The organism is Leucobacter sp. UCMA 4100, from assembly GCF_027853335.1.
Taxonomy (GTDB): Bacteria; Actinomycetota; Actinomycetes; order Actinomycetales; family Microbacteriaceae; genus Leucobacter_A.
Genome location: NZ_JAFEUS010000002.1, coordinates 2,264,138 through 2,285,239, shown reverse-complemented (window position 1 = coordinate 2,285,239; position 21,102 = coordinate 2,264,138). Strand labels below are relative to the sequence as shown.

Below are 21,102 nucleotides of genomic sequence, written 5' to 3'. Positions count from 1 at the left end.
ACATGATTTCGGGCGCGGCATGCTGAAAACCTAGTCGCGGTGCAGCGCCTTCGAGAGTTCGGTCATGACGCCCGTCACCTGCGCAACCTCGGCACTCGTGAGCCCCTCGAGTGAGCTCTTCACCATGTTTACCCCGGCCTGTACGAGAAGCCCAAACGAGTGTTGCCCCTGCTCGGTAAGCCCCACCGCGAGTGCACGGCGATCAGCTTCGACGCGGTGCCGCTCAATGAGACCCGCCGCGTGCAGCCGCGTAAGCACCTTACTCATGGTCGGCCTCGTCATTTGCAGCATGTCGGCGAGAGCGCTCGGCTGCAGATACTCGTCAGACATCCCGATCATGTACAGCGCCCGCACGTCTCCCTCGGGAATCTCAACCCCCACAGCACGGGCAATGCGCCCCTGCACCGGAACCGAGTTCCAACTCGCCACCAGCTCGATCGTTGCTTGCAGAACCGACTGGGCCTCGCGGGTTGCCTTACGCGTGATCATGCCACCACCATTGCAGAAACAGTTTCTCTCAGCAACCACCTTCTGGGCTGAGCATACGAAATGGCGCCCACACTCACGAGTGGGCGCCATTTCACGAAAGACCAAGAGCGACTAAGCGGCGCCCTCAAACATGCTCGTTACCGAGCCGTCTTCGAAGACCTCATTGATCGCACGAGCGAGCAGCGGCGCAATCGAGAGCACCGTCAGCTTCTCGAACTGCTTCTCCGGCGGAACCGGCAGCGTGTCGGTCACCACGACCTCGTCGATAAAGTCAGCGTTCAGAATCTCGGTCGCTTTGCCCGAGAAGATCGCGTGCGTTGCCGCGATCGTGACACCGAGCGCACCGTTGTTCTTGAGCGCTTCAGCGGCCTTCGCAATCGTGCCGCCCGTGTCAATCATGTCATCGACCATCACGCACCAGCGGCCCTCGACGTTACCCACGATGTCGTGAACCGACACCTTGTGAGCGACGTTCGGGTCGCGGCGCTTGTGGATGATGGCGAGCGGCGCGCCGAGCTTGTCACTCCACACGTCAGCCACACGGGCACGACCGGTATCGGGCGAAACCACCGTGATGTTTTCACGGCTGAGCTTCTTCTGGAAGTAGTCGAGCAGCACGGGCATCGCAAAGAGGTGATCGACCGGGCCGTCAAAGAAGCCCTGAATCTGCGAGGCGTGAAGGTCAACCGACATGATGCGGTCGGCGCCAGCCGTCTTGAAAAGGTCGGCAATCAGGCGAGCTGAGATCGGCTCGCGACCGCGGCCCTTCTTGTCCTGGCGCGAGTATGGGTAGAAGGGCGCAACAACGGTAATGCGCTTCGCAGAGGCTCGCTTCAGCGCATCGACCATGATGAGCTGCTCCATGAGCCACTCGTTAATGGGGTGGGTGTGTGACTGCATTACAAACGCATCAGCTCCACGAACGCTCTCACCGAAGCGCGCATAGATTTCACCGTTTGCAAAGGTGCGAGCATCGGTTTCAACGAGCTCTGCACCGAGTTCTGCCGCAACATTTTGCGCAAGCTCCGGGTACGCGCGACCCGAAATGAGTACCAGTTTCTTTTCACCGGCGAGCTTGATGGCGGTCATGATTCCTGTGATTCTCCTGCCCTTTCAGCCGCTTTGGCTGAACTCGACCCTGGGCGCTTGTCAGCAACCCAGCCCTCAATGTGTCGCTGCGGCAGAACTCCCATAGAGAGAGACCCGGCCGGAACGTCTTTGCGCACTACGGTACCAGCCGCAGTGTAAGACCCGTCGTGCACCGTCACGGGAGCGACGAGCACGTTCTTCGAACCAATGCGCACGCCGTCACCCACGACGGTCTCGTGCTTCTTCACACCGTCGTAGTTCGCGACGATCGTGCCAGCCCCGATGTTCGAATCGGTGCCAACCGTGACGTCGCCCACGTAACTCAGGTGCGGCACCTTCGAGGCATCGCCGATCTTGGCGTTCTTCGCCTCAACAAACGCGCCAATCTTTGACGACTCGCCGAGTTCTGTTCCCGGGCGAATGTACGAGAACGGCCCCACGCTTGCACCCTCACCGATCACGGCGAGGTGCACCTCTGAACGGCGAACGTGCGCACCCTCACGCACCTCGGTGTCGACGAGGGTCGTGTCTGGCCCAACGATCGCGTGAGAAGCGATCGAGGTGGCGCCCTGCAGGTACGTGCCAGGAAGGATGACCGTGTCGGCGCCGATGGAGACCCCGGCCTCGATCCACGTCGTTGATGGGTCTTGAATCGTAACCCCAGCCTGCTGGTGCTTGCGCACGATGCGGCGGTTGAGCTCGCGGCCAACGTCGGCAAGCTGCGCACGGTCGTTCACGCCGGCGATGAGCCAGGTGTCGGTCGTCGCAACCGCGTCAACCGCGCCACCCGAAGCGAGAATGCGAGCCGCGGCATCGGTGAGGTACTTCTCACCCTGCGCGTTATTCGTATCGATCGTCGCGAGCGTGTCTTGCAACGTGCGGCGATGGAAAACGTAGATGCCTCCATTGACCTCGGTGATGCGACGCTCTTCATCGGTCGCGTCTTTCTCTTCGACAATGCCGCGCATGCGCTGATCATCACCGCGAAGAATGCGACCGAGCCCGGTCGGGTCATCGAAGAGCGCCGAGAGCAGGGTCATCTTGCGGCCCTCGCTGAGGTGACCGTCGATGAGCATCTGCAACGTATCGTGGTCGATGAGCGGTGCGTCACCAGAGAGCACAACGACCGAACCATCAAAGTCGTCAGGCAATGCCTGCAGCGCCTGCTCGACCGCGCGGCCGGTGCCGGGAACCTCGTCCTGGTCGACGATGATCGTGTCGGGAGCGTGCTCGACGATCGCCTGGGCGACCCGATCACGTTCGTGCCGCACTACCGCGAGCACATGCTCGGCGCCAAGACTGCCAGCGACATTGAGTACGTGCTGAATGAGCGAGTGGCCAGCAATGGGGTGCAAGACCTTGGGCAGTGACGACTTCATGCGGGTGCCCTGGCCCGCAGCCAGAATAACAACGGCAAGACCGTCTGAAGGCCGCTGTGACATGCGTTCCCTTTCAGGTGACTTCACACCAAGAGCTCCCGGTGCCGCTCCGCCCCTAGGATTCGAACCTAGACTTAACAGCTCCAAAGGCTGTCGTGCTGCCATTACACCAAGGCGGATCATGCCAAAAATCGGCACCACACTATTCTGCCAGATTTCGAGCCAGACAACGAACTGAGAGGAAAACTTGCGATAATAGATTCATGAAGAGAGAAGATATCGTCGACCAGATCGTGGCCGAGTGGAGTAGCGAGCGCCCAGATCTCGACCTCGACCCGCTCGGTGTCTTCTCGCGTATCACACGAATCTCGAAGCGCCTGGCCAAGGCACGCTCGAACGCGTTCGAGCGATCAGAGCTGAACGCGTGGGAGTTCGACGTGCTCTCAGTGCTGCGCCGTTCGGGTGAGCCCTACCGCAAAAGCCCCAAGGTGCTCGTGCGCGAAACGATGGTTTCAAGCGGCACCATGACGAACCGTATCGACGGCATGGTCAAGCGTGGCCTTGTGAACCGCCTGCCAGACCCCGGCGACGGGCGCGGCGTGCTCGTCGAAATCACCGCGCACGGCCTTACGCTCGTCGACGCGGCGATCACGCGCCTCACCGACGCCGAGGAACAACTGCTCGCGGGGCTCTCGCGAGCAGAGCGCGACCGGCTGACGCAACTGTTGCGCAAACTCTCGCTCGACCTCGAAGCGACCGAGTAGCGCACCGCTTTTCCCAGCGGGCCGCCCGCCAAGCGGCTACGATTGTGAGCGATATGGCACACCTACTCGGCGGCGAACGCCTACACCTACGCTACCCAACCCGCACCGTCTTCGAGGGCATTACCGTCGGGGTACACGAGGGCGACCGCATCGGCATCGTCGGCCGTAACGGCGACGGCAAGTCGAGCCTGCTCGGCATGCTCGCGGGCCTCGTCGAGCCAAACGAAGGCAAGGTCACCATGCGAGGCGGCGTCACGATCGGGGTGCTCAGCCAGCAAGACACGCTCGACCCCGACGCAACGGTCGCAGAGTCAGTCGTGGGCGATCGACCCGAGTACGAGTGGGCTGGCGAGACCCGCACCCGCGAGATCATCGCGGGCTTGCTCGGCGACCTCGACTGGAACGCCAACGTCGAGTCGTTGTCTGGCGGCCAGCGCCGCCGTGTCTCACTCGCACAACTGCTCACGGGCGACTGGGATATTCTCATGCTCGACGAGCCAACGAACCACCTCGATGTCGAGGCCATCGCCTGGCTTGCCGAGCACCTGAAACGTCGTTGGCCCGCAGGCCAGGGTGCACTACTCACCGTCACGCACGACCGCTGGTTTCTCGACGAGGTGTGCACCGCCACGTGGGAGGTGCACGACGGCATCGTCGAGCCCTTCGAGGGCGGCTACGCGGCCTACATTTTGCAGCGCGTCGAGCGCGACCGCCAGGCGGCCACGATCGAGCAGAAGCGCCAGAACCTCGCACGCAAAGAGCTCGCCTGGCTGCGCCGCGGAGCGCCTGCCCGCACCGCAAAGCCGAAGTTTCGCATCGAGGCCGCAAACGAACTCATCGCTGATGTTCCCGAGGTGCGCGACGCCACGGCCCTCAAGTCACTCGCGGTAGCGAGGCTCGGCAAAGACGTCGTCGACCTCGTCGACGTCGGTGTTTCGTTCGGCGACCGCGAGGTCTTTCGCGACGTCGAGTGGCGCCTCGCCCCGGGCGAGCGCACGGGCATTTTGGGCGTCAACGGTTCAGGCAAGTCAACCCTGCTGAGCCTCATCACGGGCACCCTCGAACCCACGAACGGCACCGTCAAACGCGGCAAGACCGTCGAGGTACGCACCCTCACGCAACGCATCGATGAGCTCAAAGAGCACCTCGATGAGCCCGTGCGCACCGTCGTCGGGCGCCTGCGTCAGAGCTACACCGTTGGCAGCGGATCGAAGGCCCAAGACCTCTCGCCCAGCCAACTGCTTGAGCAACTCGGCTTCCGTTCAGAGCAGCTCTCGACTCGCGTCAAGGATCTCTCGGGCGGTCAACAGCGCCGCTTGCAGCTCCTGCTCGTCTTGCTCGACCAGCCGAACGTGCTCATTCTCGATGAGCCCACAAACGACATGGATACCGACATGCTCTCGGCCATGGAAGACCTGCTCGACACGTGGCCAGGAACGCTCATCGTAGTCTCGCACGACCGCTACTTCTTGGAGCGTGTCACTGATCAGCAGTACGCCCTCATCGGCCAGCGCCTGCGCCACCTGCCCGGCGGCGTCGACGAGTACCTCTCGCTGCGCGCGGCCGAGGCGAAAGGCCAGGCGTCGACCCCCGCCGCCGCTGGTGCTGCTGCGGCTGGCGCTGGCGGCACGGGTTCGGCGGGCGGCTCCGGGCCTGCCGGCGGTTCGGGCTCGGCTGGCGCGGTTGGAGCGGCTGGAGCATCGCCCTCGGCGGGCGGCTCTGGCTCTACTCGCGGATCGGGCTCAGGCGCCGGGTCACCTTCACTGTCAGGAGCCGAGCGCCGCACGCTCGAAAAGGAGCTCCAGTCGATAGAGCGCAAGATGCAGCGACTCTCGGCAGATGCCGACGCGAAGCGCACTGCCCTCGCCGAGCTCGACCAGTCAGACTTTGAGCTGCTCGGTGCCGAGATGGCCACCATCACCGACATCGAGACCGAGGTCGCAACGCTCGAGGAGCGCTGGCTCGAGCTTTCGGAGCAGCTCGAGGCGTAGCAGCGTTGCGGGCCGCGTGGCGGCTGCGCCGACGCGTTTACTTGACCAAAAGCAGGGTGTTTTGCTCTCAACACCCTAACTTTGCGTCAAGTAAACGCAAAAAACACGAATATCAGGCAGGCGGCAGGGCCGCAGCCCCCGCAGCCCCGCACGCAGTTAGTCGGTCGGCTGCGGCTGGCCGCCCTCGCCCTCCCAGGTGTTGAGGCGCTTGAGCGTCGTGCGCGTGAACTTGCGGCGCACACCGTAACCGGCCTCTTCGTCTTCGGGAATGAAGAGCGCGCCGTACTTCTCGAGCGACTCGACGAGGCGCGCTTTCTGGGCTTCTTCGAGGTCGGCCTTGCCGCGCTCGAAGTTGCGAACTTCGTCTCTGGTCAGGCCCGCGCCCTCGGCGATGGTCTTCGGTGACACCTTCGTGAACGCGCGGGCAGCGCGGGCAAGATCTGGGGTGAGAATAACTGCATCGTCCATACCCCCATTCTTACGCCAGAGCACCCCGAAGTCAAAGAACTTCGGGGTGCTCTCAAGCGCGGTTAGATTACCGGCTCAGCGGGATCGGGGCGACCACGCTGCTAAGCCCGGCGATCCGCTATACGGCCAGCGAAGCCTGCTCTGGCGACAGGTCGTCGTTGTCGATGTCGGTCGCGAGGTAGCGCTCGAGGCTGTCGTCGAGCTCCTTCATCCACGGGGTGTGGTGGTTCGCTGCGACGGTTCCGGTCATGACCGAGCGGTAGCAGCGGTCGCGGTAGCCCATGATGTCTTCGCGTTTGTCGTTCATCCAGCTCACGAAGATCTTGTTGACCTCGTCGAGATCGAACATCGGGTAGTCGGTCTGTTCGTTGAGGTCGCGCACGTAGTCGCTCTGGAAGTAGACCTCGTCTTCAGCGGTCTCGAGCGCTTCGAAGCGCCCAGCCCACTCGGCGATCGAAGCGGCGCGTTCGTCGACCGAGGGCATCGGGGCATCGCCGAGAATGAGGTCGCGCACGTACCAGGCCTGCGCGTCGAACATGTTGAACGTAAACCACTGGTCCTGCGCGCCAACGTAGAAGAGGCCGGGGTTATCCTGCCACACGACGCCACGGTACAGGCCCTCGGGGTACACGGTGTTCGGGCCTGAGAGCGCGAGCTCCTTCGGCAGGAACGGGTACTTGTGCACGTAGCCGGTGCAGAAGATGACGGCGTCGAACTCACGCGAGGTGCCGTCGATGAAGTGCACGGTCTTGCCCTCGAAGCGCTCGATGCCGGGGCGCTCTTCGAAGTCCTCTGGCCAGTCATAGCCCATGGGCGCGGTGCGGTAGCTCGCGGTTACCGAGCGTGCACCCATCTTGTAGGCCTGGCTACCGATGTCTTCGGCCGAGTAGCTCGACCCCACGACGAGCACGTCGCGACCGACGAGCGACTCTGCCCCGCGAAAATCGTGGGCGTGCGTGATGCTGCCGGGAAAGGTGTCGATCCCCTCGAAATCTGGGGTGTTCGGGAACGAGAAGTGCCCGCTTGCTACGATCACGTGGTCGAAGACCTCGCGCGTCGTCGCTCCGGTGGGCAGGTGCTCGCTCGCAACCGTGAAGGTGTTGTCGGCCTCGTTGAAGTCGACCCAGCGCACGACGGTCTCGAAGCGTACGAGCTTGCGTACCTTCGACTGCTCCATGCGACCAGCGATGTAGTCCCAGAGCACCGGGCGAGGTGGGTACGACGAGATCGCGCGACCGAAGTGCTCGTCAAAGGTGTAGTCGGCGAACTCGAGGGCCTCCTTGGGGCCGTTCGACCAGAGGTTGCGGTACATGCTTGAGTGCACGGGTTCGCCGTGCTCGTCAAGGCCGGTGCGCCACGTGTAGTTCCACTGTCCGCCCCAGTCAGCCTGCTTTTCGAAACATACAATATCAACCGCACCCTTGCCGTTACGCGCTGCAGATTCGAATGCCCGCATCTGGGCCATGCCGCTCGGGCCGGCTCCAATAATTGCTACCTTCTTCTTGTTAGATTCCACGTATCATCCTTAGTCATTCGTATCACTCGGTATCGGTTGCCCGCGATCGTGCCTCGCCCAAATATGGTGGATCAACCACGCACAGGGCGTGAGCAACATCTGTGTCTACCTGGAGACCAAAAGCCTCAACCAGTTTTCACAGGCAACTTCTTTAGCATAGCACTTCGGCAGAAAATAGGCTTTTTTGGGGTTCTCAGGTGCGATTTTTCGAGCGTTCGCAAGCCCAAAAACATCCCCTGGTAACCCCCTGCTAAACACCGTAGACTCGCCTCAACCAAACCGAAGGAGTCGTTGGTGTTCACTGAGTGGCGTGCCCTGCGTCAGGGCGAGTCGACGTCTCAGCGCCGTCGCGAGATCGAGCATGCCTACGAGCGCTTTCTCAGTGGCGACGCCGAGGTCGAACGCACCCCCGCCAGGCCCCGCCGAGGGGTGCTCACTCCGATGCGAGAAATCATTCTTCACTCGTGGCAGCGCTCACTCGATCACCTCGTCGATCCCGAGGCGCAACCGAGCAGCCCAGACCTCACGGCAGACGAGCTCGCGGCGTTGCGCGAGGTACACCCGCTCGCAACGGCTTTGCCGATGCTTGAGCGACTTCTCTTTCGCGAGGCCGAAGATTCGGGCTTTATTGTCGCGGTCGGCGATGCCCAGGGCAGATTGCTGTGGATCGACGGCGATCGACGCCTCCGCGCTCTCGCCGAAGACATGGGTTTTGCCGAGGGAACCGACTGGTCTGAACGGGCCGTTGGCACGAGCGCCCCGGGCAGCGCACTCGCCCTCGACCACCCGCTACAGCTCTTCGGCGCCGAGCACTTCAGCCGTGCGGTGCACCAGTGGAGCTGCGCGGCGACCCCGGTGCACGATCCCGAGACCGGCGCGATTCTTGGCGTGATCGATATTACGGGCCGTGAGACGGTTGCCGAGCCGCACGTGCTGCCGTTCGTCGAGGCGACGAGGGCTGCCGTCGAGGCTGAGCTGAGCCTCGAGGCGATGCGTCGCAGGGTCGAGGCAGAGAGCTTGAAGACCGCGCGCAGGCGCAAGCCCGAGCGCGCGGCCAGGCGTTCACCGCAGCTCATGGTGCTCGGCAGGGAGCCAGCGCTGCTCACCGCCGGGGCAGAAACCCTTGAGCTCGGCCGTCGTCACGCCGAAATCCTGGTGGCACTCGCCGGTGCGCCGCAGGGGCTCACCTCAGGTGCCCTTACCGACGCGGTCTATGGCGAGGCCGGGAGCACCGAGACCCTCCGGGCAGAACTCGCGAGGCTACGCAAGCTCCTCTCAGCGCACCGCGTACCCATCGAGGTGCGCGCGAAACCCTACCGGCTCTCGCAGACCATCTCGGTCGATGCCCATGACACCCTCGCGGCGTTGGGCCGGGGCGCGCACCGACTCGCACTCTCGGGCTACGGCGGCGAGGCGCTGCCCGGTTCTGAGGCGCCGTGTGTCGAGGCGCTTCGTCACGACCTCGAGATGACGCTCAGGCAGTCCATGCTGCAGTCAGCTTCACCCGAGCTGCTCTTCGAGTATGCCCAGCAGTGGGCCGAAGACGATGCTGAGGTGTGGCAAACACTGCTGCAAATCCTGCCCCCGCTCAGCCCAAAACGGGCTCGGGTCGTGGCAAAGCTCGACGCTCTCTAGGCGGCTCCTGGCGCCCGTGCTACGAAGATGCAACGGTGCCGGTCGTAGTCTCTCGATACCGTAGCCCCACCTCGCTGCGGAGCACGAAATGACAACGTCGCCAAAGGAGAGCATCATGACCCTGTACGCTTCACCAGGCCAGCCCGGCTCGCTCGTCACCTTCAAGGGCCGCTACGAACACTACATCGGTGGTGAGTGGATCGCACCCGTCAAGGGCAACTATTTCGAGAACGTGACCCCCGTCACCGGCCAGGCATTTTGCGAGATCGCCCGTGGCACGGCCGAAGATATTGAGGCTGCGCTCGACGCGGCCCACGCGGCGGCTCCTGCATGGGGCAAAACGAGCCCGGCCGAGCGAGCGGTGATCCTCAACAAGATCGCCGATCGCATGGAAGAGAACCTCGAGATGCTCGCCGTGGCCGAGACATGGGACAACGGCAAGGCTGTGCGCGAGACGCTCAATGCCGACCTGCCGCTCGCGATCGACCATTTTCGCTACTTCGCTGGCGCTATTCGCGCACAAGAGGGCGGCAACTCGCAGATCGACGACAACACCGTCGCCTACCACTTTCACGAGCCGCTGGGCGTCGTGGGCCAGATTATTCCGTGGAACTTCCCGATTCTCATGGCCGTGTGGAAGCTCGCTCCGGCCCTCGCGGCCGGCAACGCCATCGTGCTGAAACCCGCAGAACAGACCCCCGCTTCGATCCTCGTCCTGTTCGAGCTCATCGGCGACCTGCTGCCCGCTGGCGTCGTGAACATCGTGAACGGTTTCGGCGCCGAGGCGGGCAAGCCGCTCGCGTCGAACCCGCGCATTCGCAAGATCGCGTTCACCGGTGAGACCACGACGGGCCGCCTCATCATGCAGTACGCGTCAGAGAACATCATTCCCGTGACCCTCGAACTCGGTGGCAAGAGCCCAAACATCTTCTTCGAAGACGTCATGGCGAACGACGACGCCTACTGGGACAAAGCCCAGGAGGGGTTCACGATGTTCGCCCTCAACCAGGGCGAGGTGTGCACCTGCCCGTCACGCGCGCTCGTGCAGGCGTCGATTGCCGACGACTTCTGGGGCGCGGCGGTAGCCCGCACCGAGCTCATCAAACGCGGTCACCCCCTCGATACCGACACGATGGTCGGCGCCCAGGCGTCAAACGACCAGTTCGAGAAGATCAAGTCGTACCTCGACATCGGGCGGCAAGAGGGCGCCGACGTACTCACGGGCGGCGGCGTTGAAGATCTCGGGGGCGAGCTCGCGGGTGGCTTCTACATTCAGCCGACCATCTTCAGGGGCGACAACTCGATGCGCATCTTCCAGGAAGAGATCTTCGGGCCCGTCGTTTCGACCACCTCGTTCACCGACTACGACGACGCCATTCGCATCGCCAACGACACCCTCTACGGCCTTGGAGCCGGCGTTTGGAGCCGCAATGGCAACACCGCCTACCGCGCTGGGCGCGACATTCAGGCCGGCCGCGTCTGGGTCAACAACTACCACGCCTACCCCGCCCACGCCGCGTTCGGTGGCTACAAATCGAGCGGCATCGGGCGCGAGAATCACCTCATGATGCTCGACCACTACCAGCAGACGAAGAACCTGCTCGTGAGCTACACCGAAAACGCGCAGGGCTTCTTCTAAGCCTCAGGCCAAACAAACGCAATACCAGAACAACCAGCAACCGGGCCGCAACGCAGCGGCCCTAGAAAGGATCACCCATCATGACCACCAACACCATGCGCGCGGCCCAGGTGCCCGCGTTCGGCAAGCCACTCGACGTTGGCGAACAGAACGTCCCCGCCCCCGGCCCCGGTCAGGCGCTCGTGCGCGTACTCACAACGGGCGTGTGCCACACCGACCTGCACGCGGTCGAGGGTGACTGGCCAGTGAAGCCGAGCCCGCCCTTCATTCCCGGCCACGAGGGCGTCGGCCTTGTCGAGGCCGTTGGCGAGGGCGTCACGAACATCGCGGTCGGCGACCTCGTCGGCAACGCCTGGCTGTGGTCGGCCTGCGGCCACTGCGATTTCTGTCGCACGGGCTGGGAAACGCTCTGCGAGCAGCAGCAAAACGGCGGCTACTCGGTCGACGGTTCGTTCGCCGAGTACATGCTCGTCGACGCAACCTATGCCGCGGTCGTGCCCGCTGGTTCTGACCCCGTCGAGGTCGCCCCGGTGCTCTGCGCTGGCGTTACCGTGTACAAGGGTCTCAAGATGACCGGCGTGCTGCCGGGCCAGTGGGTCGTTATTTCTGGCATCGGTGGCCTCGGCCACATCGCCGTGCAGTACGCGGTCGCGATGGGCATGCGCGTTGCCGCGGTTGACATTGCCGACGACAAGCTCGCGCTCGCAAAGAAGCACGGCGCCGAGGTGACCGTGAACGCACTCTCAGAAGACCCCGTCGAGGCGATTCAGCGTGAGACGGGCGGAACCCACGGCGTGCTCGTGACCGCCGTGCACCCGTCGGCGTTTGGGCAGGCGATCGGCATGACCCGCCGCGGTGGAACGATCGTGTTCAACGGTCTGCCACCCGGCGACTTCCCCGCCCCGATCTTCGACATCGTGCTCAAGGGCCTCACGATTCGAGGCTCGATCGTCGGCACCCGTCAAGACATGATTGAGGCGCTCGACTTCTATGCGCGCGGCCTCATTCACCCGACCGTCTCAGAGCGACCGCTCGACGACGTGAACGACGTGTTCGACGAGATGCGCGCCGGCAAGATCGACGGCCGCGTCGTGCTGCGGCTCGCGCAGTCCTAACAGCTGAAGGGGTGCGGATCAGCGCACGCAGCGTCGATCCGCACCCCTCTTCCGCGGCGAAGGAGAAGACATCATGACGAACGAAGGCCAGGCCGGGCTCGTCGAAGCGCGGCCTGAGGTCGAGGGCGAGACCGAGAGCCGGCTCTCGTTTACCGAAGGCGCGATCGAACTCATCGAGCAGCTCTGGTCACTACATGGGCCGCTCATGTTTCACCAGTCAGGCGGTTGCTGCGATGGCAGCGCGCCGATGTGTTACCAGGAGGGCGAGTTTCGGGTTGGCGGCCAAGACATTCTGCTTGGCACGCTCGCGCTTAATCCCGACGCATCAGGCAAAGCCCGCGAGATCGGCTTTTGGATGTCGCGGGAGCAGTTTACGCTCTGGGCCCACACGCACCTCACGATCGACGCGGTCGTGGGTCGTGGCAGCGGTTTCTCGCTCGAGGCACCAGAGGGCAAGCGCTTTCTCATCAGGTCGAGGTTGCTCTAGGCGGGCCTCGAACGGCGCGTGCGCGTGGGTGCTACTGGCAGCAGGAGCCGCCGCAGCATCCGCCCGCAGCGCTCTCGGTGGCATCGCTTCCCTGCCCCAGCAGGTTCTCGGCGCCCTCGGGCACGACCTCCTGCGGCTCTTGCTGCTGCCCGAAGACTGGTTCGCCCGTCACTGGGTCAACGAGGATGGTCTCAACGAGGTATCCAGAAAGGTTCATGGCGGGCTCCTTCAGGGTCAGTGCCTCTAGCGTATCGCCTGCGGCACACGCAGTGCACGCTCAACCACTCGAGCGCCTCCGACGGGCCCCTGAGCCATGATCGACTCAATGCCCTGCGAGCCGTACAGCGAGTGCAGGTGCTCGGCCGCCTTACGGTCTTCAGCGAGGAGTGCCACCGCAGAGGTGGTCGCGAGCGTGATGCCCGCAAGCGCCCCATCGGCCTCGCCCATCTCAAGGTGCAGGAGTGCGTCAGACGAGAGCTTCAGCGAGGCCATCTGCAGGTCGTTCTGCATGACCTCGGCGAGCTGCCGCGTGCCACCGGAGCGCACCGCGTGCAAGACCGCAGCGTCGACCGTCGGGTGCTCGGTTCCCTGCCCCAGCTCGTTTCGGTGCGTATCGCGATGCTTCGTGAGCGCGGTCACGACCTCGTCTTCACGCAGCCGGTCGCTGCTCGGCACGATAACCCAGTGGTATGTGCCGATGCTCAGCGCCTGCGTGAACTCGTCGCCGTGCCCCGTGCCCACCGCGGTACCGCCGCCGAGGGCGAAGGCAACGTCTGCGCCGAGATCGAGCCCGATCTTCTTCAGCGTGTAGCGGTCGTAGCCGAGACGCCAGAGTTCGTTGCAGGCAACGAGGGCGGCAGCCGCGTCAGCCGATCCGCCGCTCATGCCAGAGCCGCGCGGGATCTGCTTGTCGATCTCGAGGTGCACGGCCCCCGCATAGTTGCTCACGCGAGCGAGCAGTTTTGCGGCGCGCATGGCTAAGTTACGCTCGCCGCCAGGGATCTCGTGGTGAGTGCCAAGCATCGTCAAGCTGAAGGTGTCACTCGGGTAAGCAAACACCGTGTCAAACAGTGAGACAGCCTGGTACAGCGTCGCGATGACATGTGAACCATCGGGTCGCTCTTCGCCAACCCGAAAGCAAACGTTCACCTTGCCAGGCGCACGCGCTACCACTCTGTCGCTACGTCGCGGACCGATCATATATACAAGGTACCGCGACAAGGTGTCGAACTCCTAAACGAGCACCCGGGTAATTTGCAGGTAGTCGCTGATCGAGAGCGATTCGGCACGAGCTTGCGGATCGAGGCCCGCCCGCTGCACGAGTTCACTCACGCTCTCGGTGGTTGAGCCGGGAATTGCCGCCTGCAACGACTGCCGAATCATTTTGCGCCTGCCCGCAAAAGCGGCGTTCACGAGAGCAAAGGTTGTTACGCGCTCAGCCTCGGTTCCGATCGGCTCTGCGTGCTTCGTGAAGCCAACGAGCACCGAGTCGACACCGGGAACCGGCCAGAAAATCTTGCGGCTCACGGTTCCCGCAATGCTCCAGTCGCCGTACCAGGCGGCCTTCGCCGAGGGCGAGCCGTACTCTTTCGAGCCGGGGCCCGCGGCGATCCGGTACCCCACCTCGGCCTGCACCATGACGAGGCCGCTCTGCAGCTCGGGAATGAGCTCGAGCAAGTGCATGAGAATGGGCACCGAGACGTTGTACGGCAGGTTTGCGACAAGCACCGTCGGAGCCGGCTGCCCCTCGAGGTGTGAGCGATCAAGGTCGAGGGCGTCGCTGAGCACCAACCGCAGCTTGGCGTTCGGCTGCATCTGCGCCTGGGTTTGCGGCAGCTGGGCGGCGAGCCTCGGGTCAATCTCAATCGCGGTAACCGAGGCCCCCACCTCGGTCAGGCCCAGCGTGAGCGAGCCGAGCCCAGGGCCGATCTCGATGACCTCATCATGTTCGGTAACGCCAGCGAGCCGCACGATCTTGCGCACCGTGTTGGGGTCGTGAACGAAGTTTTGCCCGAGCTTCTTCGTCGGGGTCACGTCGAGCCGCGCTGCGAGCTCGCGCACCTCGGCGGGGCCGAGCAGCGTGGCAACGGCGTCGCTATGCTCCTGGCTCATCGTTCTCCCATTCGCCATACACGTTCTCGGTGTTTTGCGCGAGGCGCACGCACAGCGCTTCGAGGTCAGTCTCGAGCACCTCGGCCATACGGCGCACGGTGTTCGGCATGAGGTACGGCGCGTTCGGCCGACCACGGTGCGGCTCTGGGGTGAGGAACGGTGCGTCGGTTTCGACGAGCATGCGCGATGCCGGCGTGACGGCGAGCGCCTCGCGAAGAGCCGGCGCGTTCTTAAACGTCACAGTGCCGGCAAACGAGAGGTACCAACCATTTTCGGCGCAGAGTTTTGCAAACTCGGCGTCGCCAGAGAAACAGTGGAACACGGTGCGCTCGGGCGCTCCGACGCGCAGGAGCGTCTGTACAACGGCTTCGTGAGCATCGCGGTCGTGAATTTGCAGCGCAAGGCCGTGGCTCTTGGCAATATCGATGTGCGCTTCGAACGATTCGATCTGCGCGTCACGACCCTCTTCGCCCGTGCGAAAGAAGTCAAGCCCGGTCTCGCCAATGGCGCGTACACGAGGCTGGGCCGCGAGACGCGCGATCTCTGAGAGGTGCTCGCTCAGCAGCCCGGCCTCTGCGAGGCGCGGAGCCTCGTTCGGGTGCAGCGCAACCGCGGCAAGCACGCGCTCGTCTTGCGCGGCAAACGCAGCACCCCACCGGCTGGTTTCGAGATCGGTTCCGACCTGCACGACTCCGCGCACCCCGACGGCCTCGGCTTTTGCGAGCGAGGTCTCGGGGTCGAGCACCTCGGTCCCGTCTTCAAACTCGAGGTGGGTGTGGTTGTCGTAGAGCGGAATGGGAAGCGGCTCGGGCTGCTCGGGCCAAGAAAGGTCTCGGCCGTCGCGCCCCGTGCGTTTTCTGATCATATTCATGAAGGGGGTTTCACCTAGTCCTGTTCAACACGCGGAAAGAGCACCGCGAGTGAGCCCTGCGGGGTTCCCGCTGGCAACTGACCCCACGTTCCCGCGTCACGAAGCGGCTGCTCGCGCAGCTCGCCGAGCGTTTCTTTCGCCCCGAGCGCTACCCAGAGCTTCTCGGTTGCCTCAGGAATAACGGGCGAAAGCAGCACCGCCAGGGCGCGAAGCCCCTCGGTCACCGTCGCGAGAACCGTGCCGAGACGAGCGCGCTTGGCCTCGTCTTTCGCGAGCACCCAGGGCTCCATCTCGGTGATGTAGCCGTTCAGTGCATCGACGACCTCCCAGATCACCGAGAGCGCCTCGTGAATCTCAAAGGTGTTCACATGCGCATCGGCCTCTGCCGCTGCACGCGCTACGAGATCAACGATCGCTTGGTCAGCGTCGCTGAGTTCTGCTGCCTCAGGCTGCACGCCATCGAAGTACTTAGCGTTCATCGCGAGCGTGCGGCTCGCGAGGTTGCCGAACCCGTTCGCGAGTTCGGCGTGGTACCTCGCCGTAAGGTCTTCCCAGCTGAATGAGCCGTCGTGACCGAACGAGACGGCGCGCATGAAGTAGTAGCGAAACGCGTCGGCGCCAAACACGTCGATGATCTCGTTCGGGGCGATGCCCGTGAGCTTCGACTTCGACATCTTCTCGCCGCCAACAAGCAGCCAGCCGTGGGCGAAGACGTGCTTGGGCACCTCGAGCCCTGCCGCCATGAGCATCGCTGGCCAGATGACGGCGTGAAAGCGCAGAATGTCTTTGCCGACGATGTGCACCCCGGGCCAGCGGCGCGCGAAGGTCTCGGGATCGTTGGGGTAACCGGTAGCCGTCACGTAGTTCAGCAGCGCGTCAAACCAGACGTAGGTGACGTGTTCCTGGTCCCAGGGAATCGGGATGCCCCAGTCAAACGATGAACGCGAGATCGAAAGGTCTTCGAGGCCCTGCTGCACGAACGCGACAACCTCGTTGCGAGCCGACGCAGGCTGCACGAAGTCGGGACGCTCTTCGTAGAGCTTGAGCAACGCATCGCCGAATGCGCTCATCTTGAAGAAGTAGTTCTTCTCCTTGAGCAGTTCGAGTGGCTTCGAGTGGATCGAGCACACCTTCTCGCCCTCGAATGCCCCCTCGCCGTCAACGATCTCGCTCTTCGGCTTGAACTCCTCACAGCCGACGCAGTAGAGCGCTTCGAACTCGCCCGCATACACGTGGCCGTCGTCGTAGAGCTTCTGCAGGAACGCCTGAACGCCCTCTTCGTGGCGTGGCTCGGTCGTGCGAATGAAGTCGTCGTTTGACATGTTCACGGTATCGAGCAGTGGGATCCACTCGTTCTTCACGAGACGATCGGCCCATTCCTTGGGCTCGGCACCGTTTGCGGTCGCGGTGCGCAAAATCTTCTGGCCGTGCTCATCGGTTCCCGTGAGCAGCCAGGTGTCGTCGCCTGCCTGGCGATGCCAGCGGGCGAGCACGTCGGCGGCCACCTCGGTGTAGGCGTGACCAATGTGCGGGGCATCATTCACGTAAAAAATAGGGGTCGTGATAAAAAACGAATCGGGCTTCGGCATACGTTCTATTCTAGGAGACTTCGGCCCACCGAGTTCTCTCTGTTTCAAGGAGTAGACTTTACGACATGAGTAACCACGAATCCCATGCAACTCAGTCACTCTCGCGCAAGGTCGTTACCGAGGTTCCCGGCCCGAAATCACGCGAGCTCCACGAACGCCGCACGAAGGTGATCCCTCCCGGCGTCATGGCTCTTCTTCCCGTCTACATTGAGCGCGCACACGATGCCATTCTCGTCGATGTTGACGGCAATCAGTTCATCGACTGTGGTGCCGGCATTGGCGTCACCACCGTGGGCCACACGAACGACGCGGTTGTCGAGGCAGCTCGCGAGGCTATGGGCAAGGTCACCCACACGCTCTTTACCGTGACCCCCTACGAGGGCTACGTTCAGGTTGCCGAGTACCTCGCGAAGACCGCTCCGATCTCGGGCGAGAAGCGCACGATGCTCGTGAACTCGGGCGCCGAGGCCGTTGAAAACGCCGTCAAGATCGCTCGCATGTACACGGGTCGTCCCGGCGTTGCCGTGCTCGAGTACGCCTACCACGGCCGCACGATGCTCACTTCGACCATGAACCACAAGGGCTCGCCCTACGCTACGGGCTTTGGCCCCCGCGCTGGCGATGTGTACCGTGCCCCCAACTCATTCCCGTTGCACGACGGCCTGACCGGCGAAGAGGCTGCCAAGCGCACCATCCAGTGGCTCGAGAAGACCGCTGGCGCAGCCGACCTCGCGTGCCTCGTTGCCGAGCCTATTCAGGGCGAGGGCGGCTTCGTTGTTCCCGCCGAGGGCTACCTGCCCACGCTGGCCGCATGGTGCCGCGAAAAGGGCATCGTCTTCATCGCCGATGAGATTCAGTCGGGCATCGCCCGCTCGGGCAAGGTCTTCGCGACCGAGCACTTTGGTTTCGAGCCAGACATGGTGCTCACTGCCAAGGGCATTGCGGGCGGTCTGCCGCTCGCGGGCGTCACGGGTCGCGCAGAGATCATGGATGTTGCTCCGGCCGGCGGCCTCGGCGGCACCTTCGGTGGTAACCCCGTCGCTTGCGCGGCAGCCGTTGCCGTTTTCGAACAGCTCGAAGAGGGCACCCCGCTGCGCGAAGCACAGCGTGTGGGCCGCGTGCTTGGTGCCGCCCTTGAAGACCTCAAGGCTCGTCACGAGGTGATCGCCGAGGTTCGTGGCCACGGCGCGATGCTCGCAATCGAACTCACTGAGCCCGGCACGCTGAACCCGCTGCCAGAGCTCGTGAACCACATCACGCAAACCGCCGCTCAGAGCGGCGTGCTGCTGCTCAACGCAGGCCTGCACGGTAACGTTCTGCGTTTCCTGCCCCCGGTCACCATTACCGACGAGCAGATCGCTGAGGTTGCCGAGGTCATCGACCAGGCCATCACGTCATACCAGGCATGACGAACCCCCTCGAAACGGCGTCACTCGCCGAATCGGTAGAGCTCGCGGTCGTGACTCGCGGTGATTTCATCGAGTCACGACACGCGGGCTCTGCGGTCGTGCTCTCGCCCGAGGGTGAAACCCTCGTGGCGATGGGCGCGCCCGAAACCCCCTTCTTTACGCGATCGGCGCTGAAGCCTCTCCAGTCGCTCGCGATGCACTCGGTGGGGCTCAGCCTCGCCAGTGACGAAGAGCGTGCCCTCTCGCTTGCAAGCCACGATGGCTTCAAACGCCACGCAGAGGTGGTCTGGCGCATGCTGAGCGCCGGCGGCCTGAGCGACAAAGCGCTGCTCTGCCCTCCCTCTTGGCCTTCAAACGCGGCCGAAGCGCGTGCCCACGCAAGCCGTGGCGGATCGCGTGAGCGTATGCTGCACTGCTGCTCGGGCAAGCACGCCGCGATGCTGCGCACCTGCCAGGTCAACGGCTGGGATCTCGGCACCTATCTCTCGCCCACGCACCCGCTTCAGGCGACAATCAAAGAGACCGTGCAGCGCTTCACCGGCGAGGTACCCTACGTTGCCGTCGACGGCTGCGGAGCGCCGACCCACGCGGTATCACTGACCGGCTTTGCTCGCGCAATGCGTCGTATGGCCACGAGCGAGCCACAGTCTCCCTTCCCCCTGCACCGTCACGCCTACGAGCTCCTGCGCTCTGCCAGAGCCGAGGGCTGGGCCGTGTGTGGCCCCGGTTCGAATGACACGGCACTCATCGACCGGCTCGGGGTGTTCTCGAAGCTCGGCGCCGAGGGCAGCGTCGTTGTCATCACGCCCTCTGGGTACGTTGCGGTCGTGAAAACGCTCGATGGTTCGCAGCGGCCGCTGCACCTCATTGCCGGCGAACTCCTGACCCGGGTTGGCGCAATCTCGCAGGAGGCCTTCGAAGCGGTCAAACCAGAGTTGCACCTGCGCGTCTCTGGCGGCGGGGCACCCGTCGGCGAGATTCGCGTGGCGTTCTAGGAGCAAACCGCCCGGCTACTGCCCGAGCGCGGCCTTCGCGAACGCACGGATGCGCTCGATCGACTTCACCCCGCGCGTCGATTCAACGCCGCTCGAAACGTCAACGCCCGTAGGCTGCAGCACGCCCATGCAGTCGGCCACATTGCCGGGAGTGAGCCCGCCTGCAAGCAGCCACCAGCCCGTGGGGCGCGCGTCGCCGAGCTGAGCCGGGTCAAAGGGAATGCCTCCACCGGGCTCCACCGCGTCGATGAGGAGCCGCTCTTCGTTCCAACGCTGCCGCTCAGCTGTGCCGAGTGCGAGATACTCGTCGATGGCGAAGGCTCGCAGAGTCTTGAAGCCAGCCTGCTGTGCGGCTAGAACATCGCTCAGCGGCTCGTACCCGTGAAATTGGACCGTGGTGAGCCCAGCGGCCTCTGCTGTCGCGAGCACCTCGTCCAGGGGCTGTGCGCGAAACACCCCGACCGTTTCGACGCCCTCGGGAACACGCTCGATGAGCGTTCGGGCGCGATCCGCCGATACAAGCCTCGGGCTCGGCGCGAAGACAAAGCCCACCGCGCTCGCCCCCGCGGCAATCGCGGCGTCGACGGTCTCGTCGGTCGAGAGGCCGCAAATCTTCACGAAGGGGGTATGCATGGGTTCCATGGTAGCGCCCCTCGATGCCTAGATTCGGGGAACCTCTTCGGTGTCTGACGGGTCATTGAGCGGCAGGCGTGTGCGGGAGAGATCGCCTGTCTCTCGCATATCGCCAACGGCGTGCACATCGATGACGACGACCGTCACGTTGTCGCGCCCTGAGTTTTGGAGGGCCTGCTGCAGGAGCTCCTCGGCGGCATCTTTCGCGGTGCGTGCCGTTGAGAGGAAGTGGCGAATGCCGAAGTCGGTGAGCTCTTTGGTGAGCCCGTCAGAGCAAATGAGCATGCGCTGCCCCGGAATGAGCGCGAGCTCGATGTAGTCGGGAATCGGCTCCTCGTTGAAGCCGACCGCCCTCGTAATCACGTTTGCGTGCGGGTGCGTCTCGGCCTCTTCCGGGGTAATTGCCCCGGTATCAATGAGGTGCTGCACGACCGAATGATCGGTCGTCACCTGGCTGAGCGAACCGCGGAAGAACTGGTACACCCGAGAGTCACCAATATTGAGCACGAGCCACGAGGCACGGTCTTCGTTCTTCACGAGGGCGAGCCCCGTTACGGTCGTCCCAGCGCCGAGATCAGTCTCGCCAACGCGCTCCTGAATATCAAAAACCGATTCCCTGAGCACCCGGTCAATGTGCTCGGGCGTCAGGTCAGTGAGGTCTTGCAACTCTGAGAGCCTCGTCGCGACCGCGTCAGATGCGATCTCGCCGGCGGTGTGACCACCCATGCCATCGGCGACCGCGAAGATCGGGGGCACAACCGTGTAGCTATCCTGGTTGTTTTCGCGCCTCAGCCCGGTATCGGTAATCGCGTGCCAGGACAGTTCGATGACGAGATGGTCTGACAGGGCGACGCGCTGGTATGAACCGTTACGGCCTACTTCAGTCAAGCTTCTCTCCGCTCATCGTTTCCCACCCACCCA

20 protein-coding genes and 1 tRNA gene are annotated in these 21,102 nt (G+C 63.7%); 8 read left to right on the top strand and 13 right to left on the bottom strand.

Annotated elements, in window-relative coordinates; translation table 11 throughout:
- Positions 1-30 precede the first annotated feature (30 nt).
- The 4 genes from JSO19_RS10610 to JSO19_RS10595 form a co-directional block, all read right to left on the bottom strand.
- Positions 31-489, bottom strand: a complete 459-nt coding sequence (locus tag JSO19_RS10610; RefSeq protein ID WP_270911625.1) for a MarR family winged helix-turn-helix transcriptional regulator — start codon at positions 487-489, stop codon at positions 31-33.
- Between the two features lie 111 nt (positions 490-600).
- Complete coding sequence (locus JSO19_RS10605) at positions 601-1,578, bottom strand: ribose-phosphate diphosphokinase (RefSeq protein WP_217134266.1); 978 nt, start codon at positions 1,576-1,578, stop codon at positions 601-603.
- The gene (glmU, locus tag JSO19_RS10600; protein WP_270911624.1) at positions 1,575-3,020 is read right to left on the bottom strand and encodes a bifunctional UDP-N-acetylglucosamine diphosphorylase/glucosamine-1-phosphate N-acetyltransferase GlmU; all 1,446 of its coding nucleotides are present in this window, start codon (positions 3,018-3,020) and stop codon (positions 1,575-1,577) included. Before glmU ends, JSO19_RS10605 begins: the two co-directional genes overlap by 4 nt.
- A gap of 44 nt (positions 3,021-3,064) precedes the next feature.
- A tRNA-Gln gene (locus tag JSO19_RS10595) sits at positions 3,065-3,136 on the bottom strand.
- An 84-nt stretch (positions 3,137-3,220) separates the two neighbouring features.
- On the opposite strand from JSO19_RS10595, the gene JSO19_RS10590 reads away from it, so the two are divergent.
- Together JSO19_RS10590 and JSO19_RS10585 are read left to right on the top strand one after the other, a co-directional pair.
- A complete protein-coding gene (locus JSO19_RS10590) occupies positions 3,221-3,721 on the top strand; it encodes a MarR family winged helix-turn-helix transcriptional regulator (RefSeq protein WP_217134256.1) in 501 nt (166 codons plus the stop codon).
- A gap of 53 nt (positions 3,722-3,774) precedes the next feature.
- Positions 3,775-5,712, top strand: coding sequence for an ABC-F family ATP-binding cassette domain-containing protein (locus JSO19_RS10585; RefSeq protein WP_270911623.1), 1,938 nt, complete (start codon positions 3,775-3,777; stop codon positions 5,710-5,712).
- Between the two features lie 156 nt (positions 5,713-5,868).
- Here the strand turns inward: JSO19_RS10585 and JSO19_RS10580 are convergent, their stop codons facing one another.
- A complete protein-coding gene (locus JSO19_RS10580) occupies positions 5,869-6,180 on the bottom strand; it encodes an XRE family transcriptional regulator (RefSeq protein ID WP_270911622.1) in 312 nt (103 codons plus the stop codon).
- 118 nt (positions 6,181-6,298) lie between these two features.
- Positions 6,299-7,696 (bottom strand): NAD(P)-binding domain-containing protein, encoded by a 1,398-nt coding sequence (locus tag JSO19_RS10575; protein WP_270911621.1) that lies wholly within the window; start codon positions 7,694-7,696, stop codon positions 6,299-6,301.
- Positions 7,697-7,987: 291 nt separating this feature from the next.
- On the opposite strand from JSO19_RS10575, the gene JSO19_RS10570 reads away from it, so the two are divergent.
- From JSO19_RS10570 to JSO19_RS10555, 4 genes are all read left to right on the top strand, one after another.
- A complete protein-coding gene (locus tag JSO19_RS10570) occupies positions 7,988-9,331 on the top strand; it encodes a transcriptional regulator (RefSeq protein ID WP_270911620.1) in 1,344 nt (447 codons plus the stop codon).
- Positions 9,332-9,446: 115 nt separating this feature from the next.
- Positions 9,447-10,970, top strand: a complete 1,524-nt coding sequence (gene adh, locus JSO19_RS10565) for an aldehyde dehydrogenase (protein WP_270911619.1) — start codon at positions 9,447-9,449, stop codon at positions 10,968-10,970.
- 95 nt (positions 10,971-11,065) lie between these two features.
- Complete coding sequence (gene adhP / locus JSO19_RS10560; RefSeq protein ID WP_270912135.1) at positions 11,066-12,085, top strand: alcohol dehydrogenase AdhP; 1,020 nt, start codon at positions 11,066-11,068, stop codon at positions 12,083-12,085.
- Positions 12,086-12,158: 73 nt separating this feature from the next.
- A complete protein-coding gene (locus JSO19_RS10555; protein WP_270911618.1) occupies positions 12,159-12,572 on the top strand; it encodes a DUF779 domain-containing protein in 414 nt (137 codons plus the stop codon).
- A 31-nt stretch (positions 12,573-12,603) separates the two neighbouring features.
- Here the strand turns inward: JSO19_RS10555 and JSO19_RS10550 are convergent, their stop codons facing one another.
- From JSO19_RS10550 to metG, 5 genes are all read right to left on the bottom strand, one after another.
- Entirely contained in the window at positions 12,604-12,789 is a 186-nt protein-coding gene (locus JSO19_RS10550; RefSeq protein WP_270911617.1) for a hypothetical protein, read from the bottom strand.
- A 26-nt stretch (positions 12,790-12,815) separates the two neighbouring features.
- Positions 12,816-13,721 (bottom strand): GHMP family kinase ATP-binding protein, encoded by a 906-nt coding sequence (locus JSO19_RS10545; protein WP_270911616.1) that lies wholly within the window; start codon positions 13,719-13,721, stop codon positions 12,816-12,818.
- 84 nt (positions 13,722-13,805) lie between these two features.
- Positions 13,806-14,684, bottom strand: coding sequence for a 16S rRNA (adenine(1518)-N(6)/adenine(1519)-N(6))-dimethyltransferase RsmA (gene rsmA / locus JSO19_RS10540; protein ID WP_270911615.1), 879 nt, complete (start codon positions 14,682-14,684; stop codon positions 13,806-13,808).
- Positions 14,668-15,555 (bottom strand): TatD family hydrolase, encoded by an 888-nt coding sequence (locus tag JSO19_RS10535; RefSeq protein WP_270911614.1) that lies wholly within the window; start codon positions 15,553-15,555, stop codon positions 14,668-14,670. The genes rsmA and JSO19_RS10535 overlap by 17 nt, the downstream gene beginning before the upstream one ends.
- A gap of 14 nt (positions 15,556-15,569) precedes the next feature.
- Positions 15,570-17,144, bottom strand: coding sequence for a methionine--tRNA ligase (metG, locus tag JSO19_RS10530; RefSeq protein WP_270911613.1), 1,575 nt, complete (start codon positions 17,142-17,144; stop codon positions 15,570-15,572).
- A gap of 65 nt (positions 17,145-17,209) precedes the next feature.
- On the opposite strand from metG, the gene JSO19_RS10525 reads away from it, so the two are divergent.
- Both JSO19_RS10525 and JSO19_RS10520 read left to right on the top strand, forming a co-directional pair.
- Positions 17,210-18,553 carry an aminotransferase class III-fold pyridoxal phosphate-dependent enzyme gene (locus JSO19_RS10525; protein ID WP_270911612.1) on the top strand — a complete coding sequence of 448 codons (1,344 nt, stop codon included), beginning with the start codon at positions 17,210-17,212 and terminating at the stop codon, positions 18,551-18,553.
- Positions 18,550-19,548, top strand: coding sequence for an asparaginase (locus JSO19_RS10520; RefSeq protein ID WP_270911611.1), 999 nt, complete (start codon positions 18,550-18,552; stop codon positions 19,546-19,548). Before JSO19_RS10525 ends, JSO19_RS10520 begins: the two co-directional genes overlap by 4 nt.
- Before the next feature lie 15 nt (positions 19,549-19,563).
- Here JSO19_RS10520 and JSO19_RS10515 read toward each other — a convergent pair whose 3' ends face one another.
- Complete coding sequence (locus JSO19_RS10515) at positions 19,564-20,181, bottom strand: phosphoribosylanthranilate isomerase (protein ID WP_270911610.1); 618 nt, start codon at positions 20,179-20,181, stop codon at positions 19,564-19,566.
- Between the two features lie 27 nt (positions 20,182-20,208).
- Positions 20,209-21,069 carry a PP2C family protein-serine/threonine phosphatase gene (locus JSO19_RS10510; protein ID WP_270911609.1) on the bottom strand — a complete coding sequence of 287 codons (861 nt, stop codon included), beginning with the start codon at positions 21,067-21,069 and terminating at the stop codon, positions 20,209-20,211.
- Between the last annotated feature and the right edge of the window lie 33 nt (positions 21,070-21,102).

Excerpts from the sequence above, each read along its gene's own strand:
- JSO19_RS10610 (WP_270911625.1), bottom strand. The coding sequence starts at position 489 with ATGATCACGCGTAAGGCAACCCGCGAGGCCCAGTCGGTTCTGCAAGCA.
- JSO19_RS10605 (WP_217134266.1), bottom strand. The coding sequence starts at position 1,578 with ATGACCGCCATCAAGCTCGCCGGTGAAAAGAAACTGGTACTCATTTCG.
- glmU (WP_270911624.1), bottom strand. The coding sequence starts at position 3,020 with ATGTCACAGCGGCCTTCAGACGGTCTTGCCGTTGTTATTCTGGCTGCG.
- JSO19_RS10590 (WP_217134256.1), top strand. The coding sequence starts at position 3,221 with ATGAAGAGAGAAGATATCGTCGACCAGATCGTGGCCGAGTGGAGTAGC.
- JSO19_RS10585 (WP_270911623.1), top strand. The coding sequence starts at position 3,775 with ATGGCACACCTACTCGGCGGCGAACGCCTACACCTACGCTACCCAACC.
- JSO19_RS10580 (WP_270911622.1), bottom strand. The coding sequence starts at position 6,180 with ATGGACGATGCAGTTATTCTCACCCCAGATCTTGCCCGCGCTGCCCGC.
- adh (WP_270911619.1), top strand. The coding sequence starts at position 9,447 with ATGACCCTGTACGCTTCACCAGGCCAGCCCGGCTCGCTCGTCACCTTC.
- adhP (WP_270912135.1), top strand. The coding sequence starts at position 11,066 with ATGCGCGCGGCCCAGGTGCCCGCGTTCGGCAAGCCACTCGACGTTGGC.
- JSO19_RS10555 (WP_270911618.1), top strand. The coding sequence starts at position 12,159 with ATGACGAACGAAGGCCAGGCCGGGCTCGTCGAAGCGCGGCCTGAGGTC.
- JSO19_RS10550 (WP_270911617.1), bottom strand. The coding sequence starts at position 12,789 with ATGAACCTTTCTGGATACCTCGTTGAGACCATCCTCGTTGACCCAGTG.
- rsmA (WP_270911615.1), bottom strand. The coding sequence starts at position 14,684 with ATGAGCCAGGAGCATAGCGACGCCGTTGCCACGCTGCTCGGCCCCGCC.
- JSO19_RS10535 (WP_270911614.1), bottom strand. The coding sequence starts at position 15,555 with ATGAATATGATCAGAAAACGCACGGGGCGCGACGGCCGAGACCTTTCT.
- metG (WP_270911613.1), bottom strand. The coding sequence starts at position 17,144 with ATGCCGAAGCCCGATTCGTTTTTTATCACGACCCCTATTTTTTACGTG.
- JSO19_RS10525 (WP_270911612.1), top strand. The coding sequence starts at position 17,210 with ATGAGTAACCACGAATCCCATGCAACTCAGTCACTCTCGCGCAAGGTC.
- JSO19_RS10520 (WP_270911611.1), top strand. The coding sequence starts at position 18,550 with ATGACGAACCCCCTCGAAACGGCGTCACTCGCCGAATCGGTAGAGCTC.
- JSO19_RS10515 (WP_270911610.1), bottom strand. The coding sequence starts at position 20,181 with ATGCATACCCCCTTCGTGAAGATTTGCGGCCTCTCGACCGACGAGACC.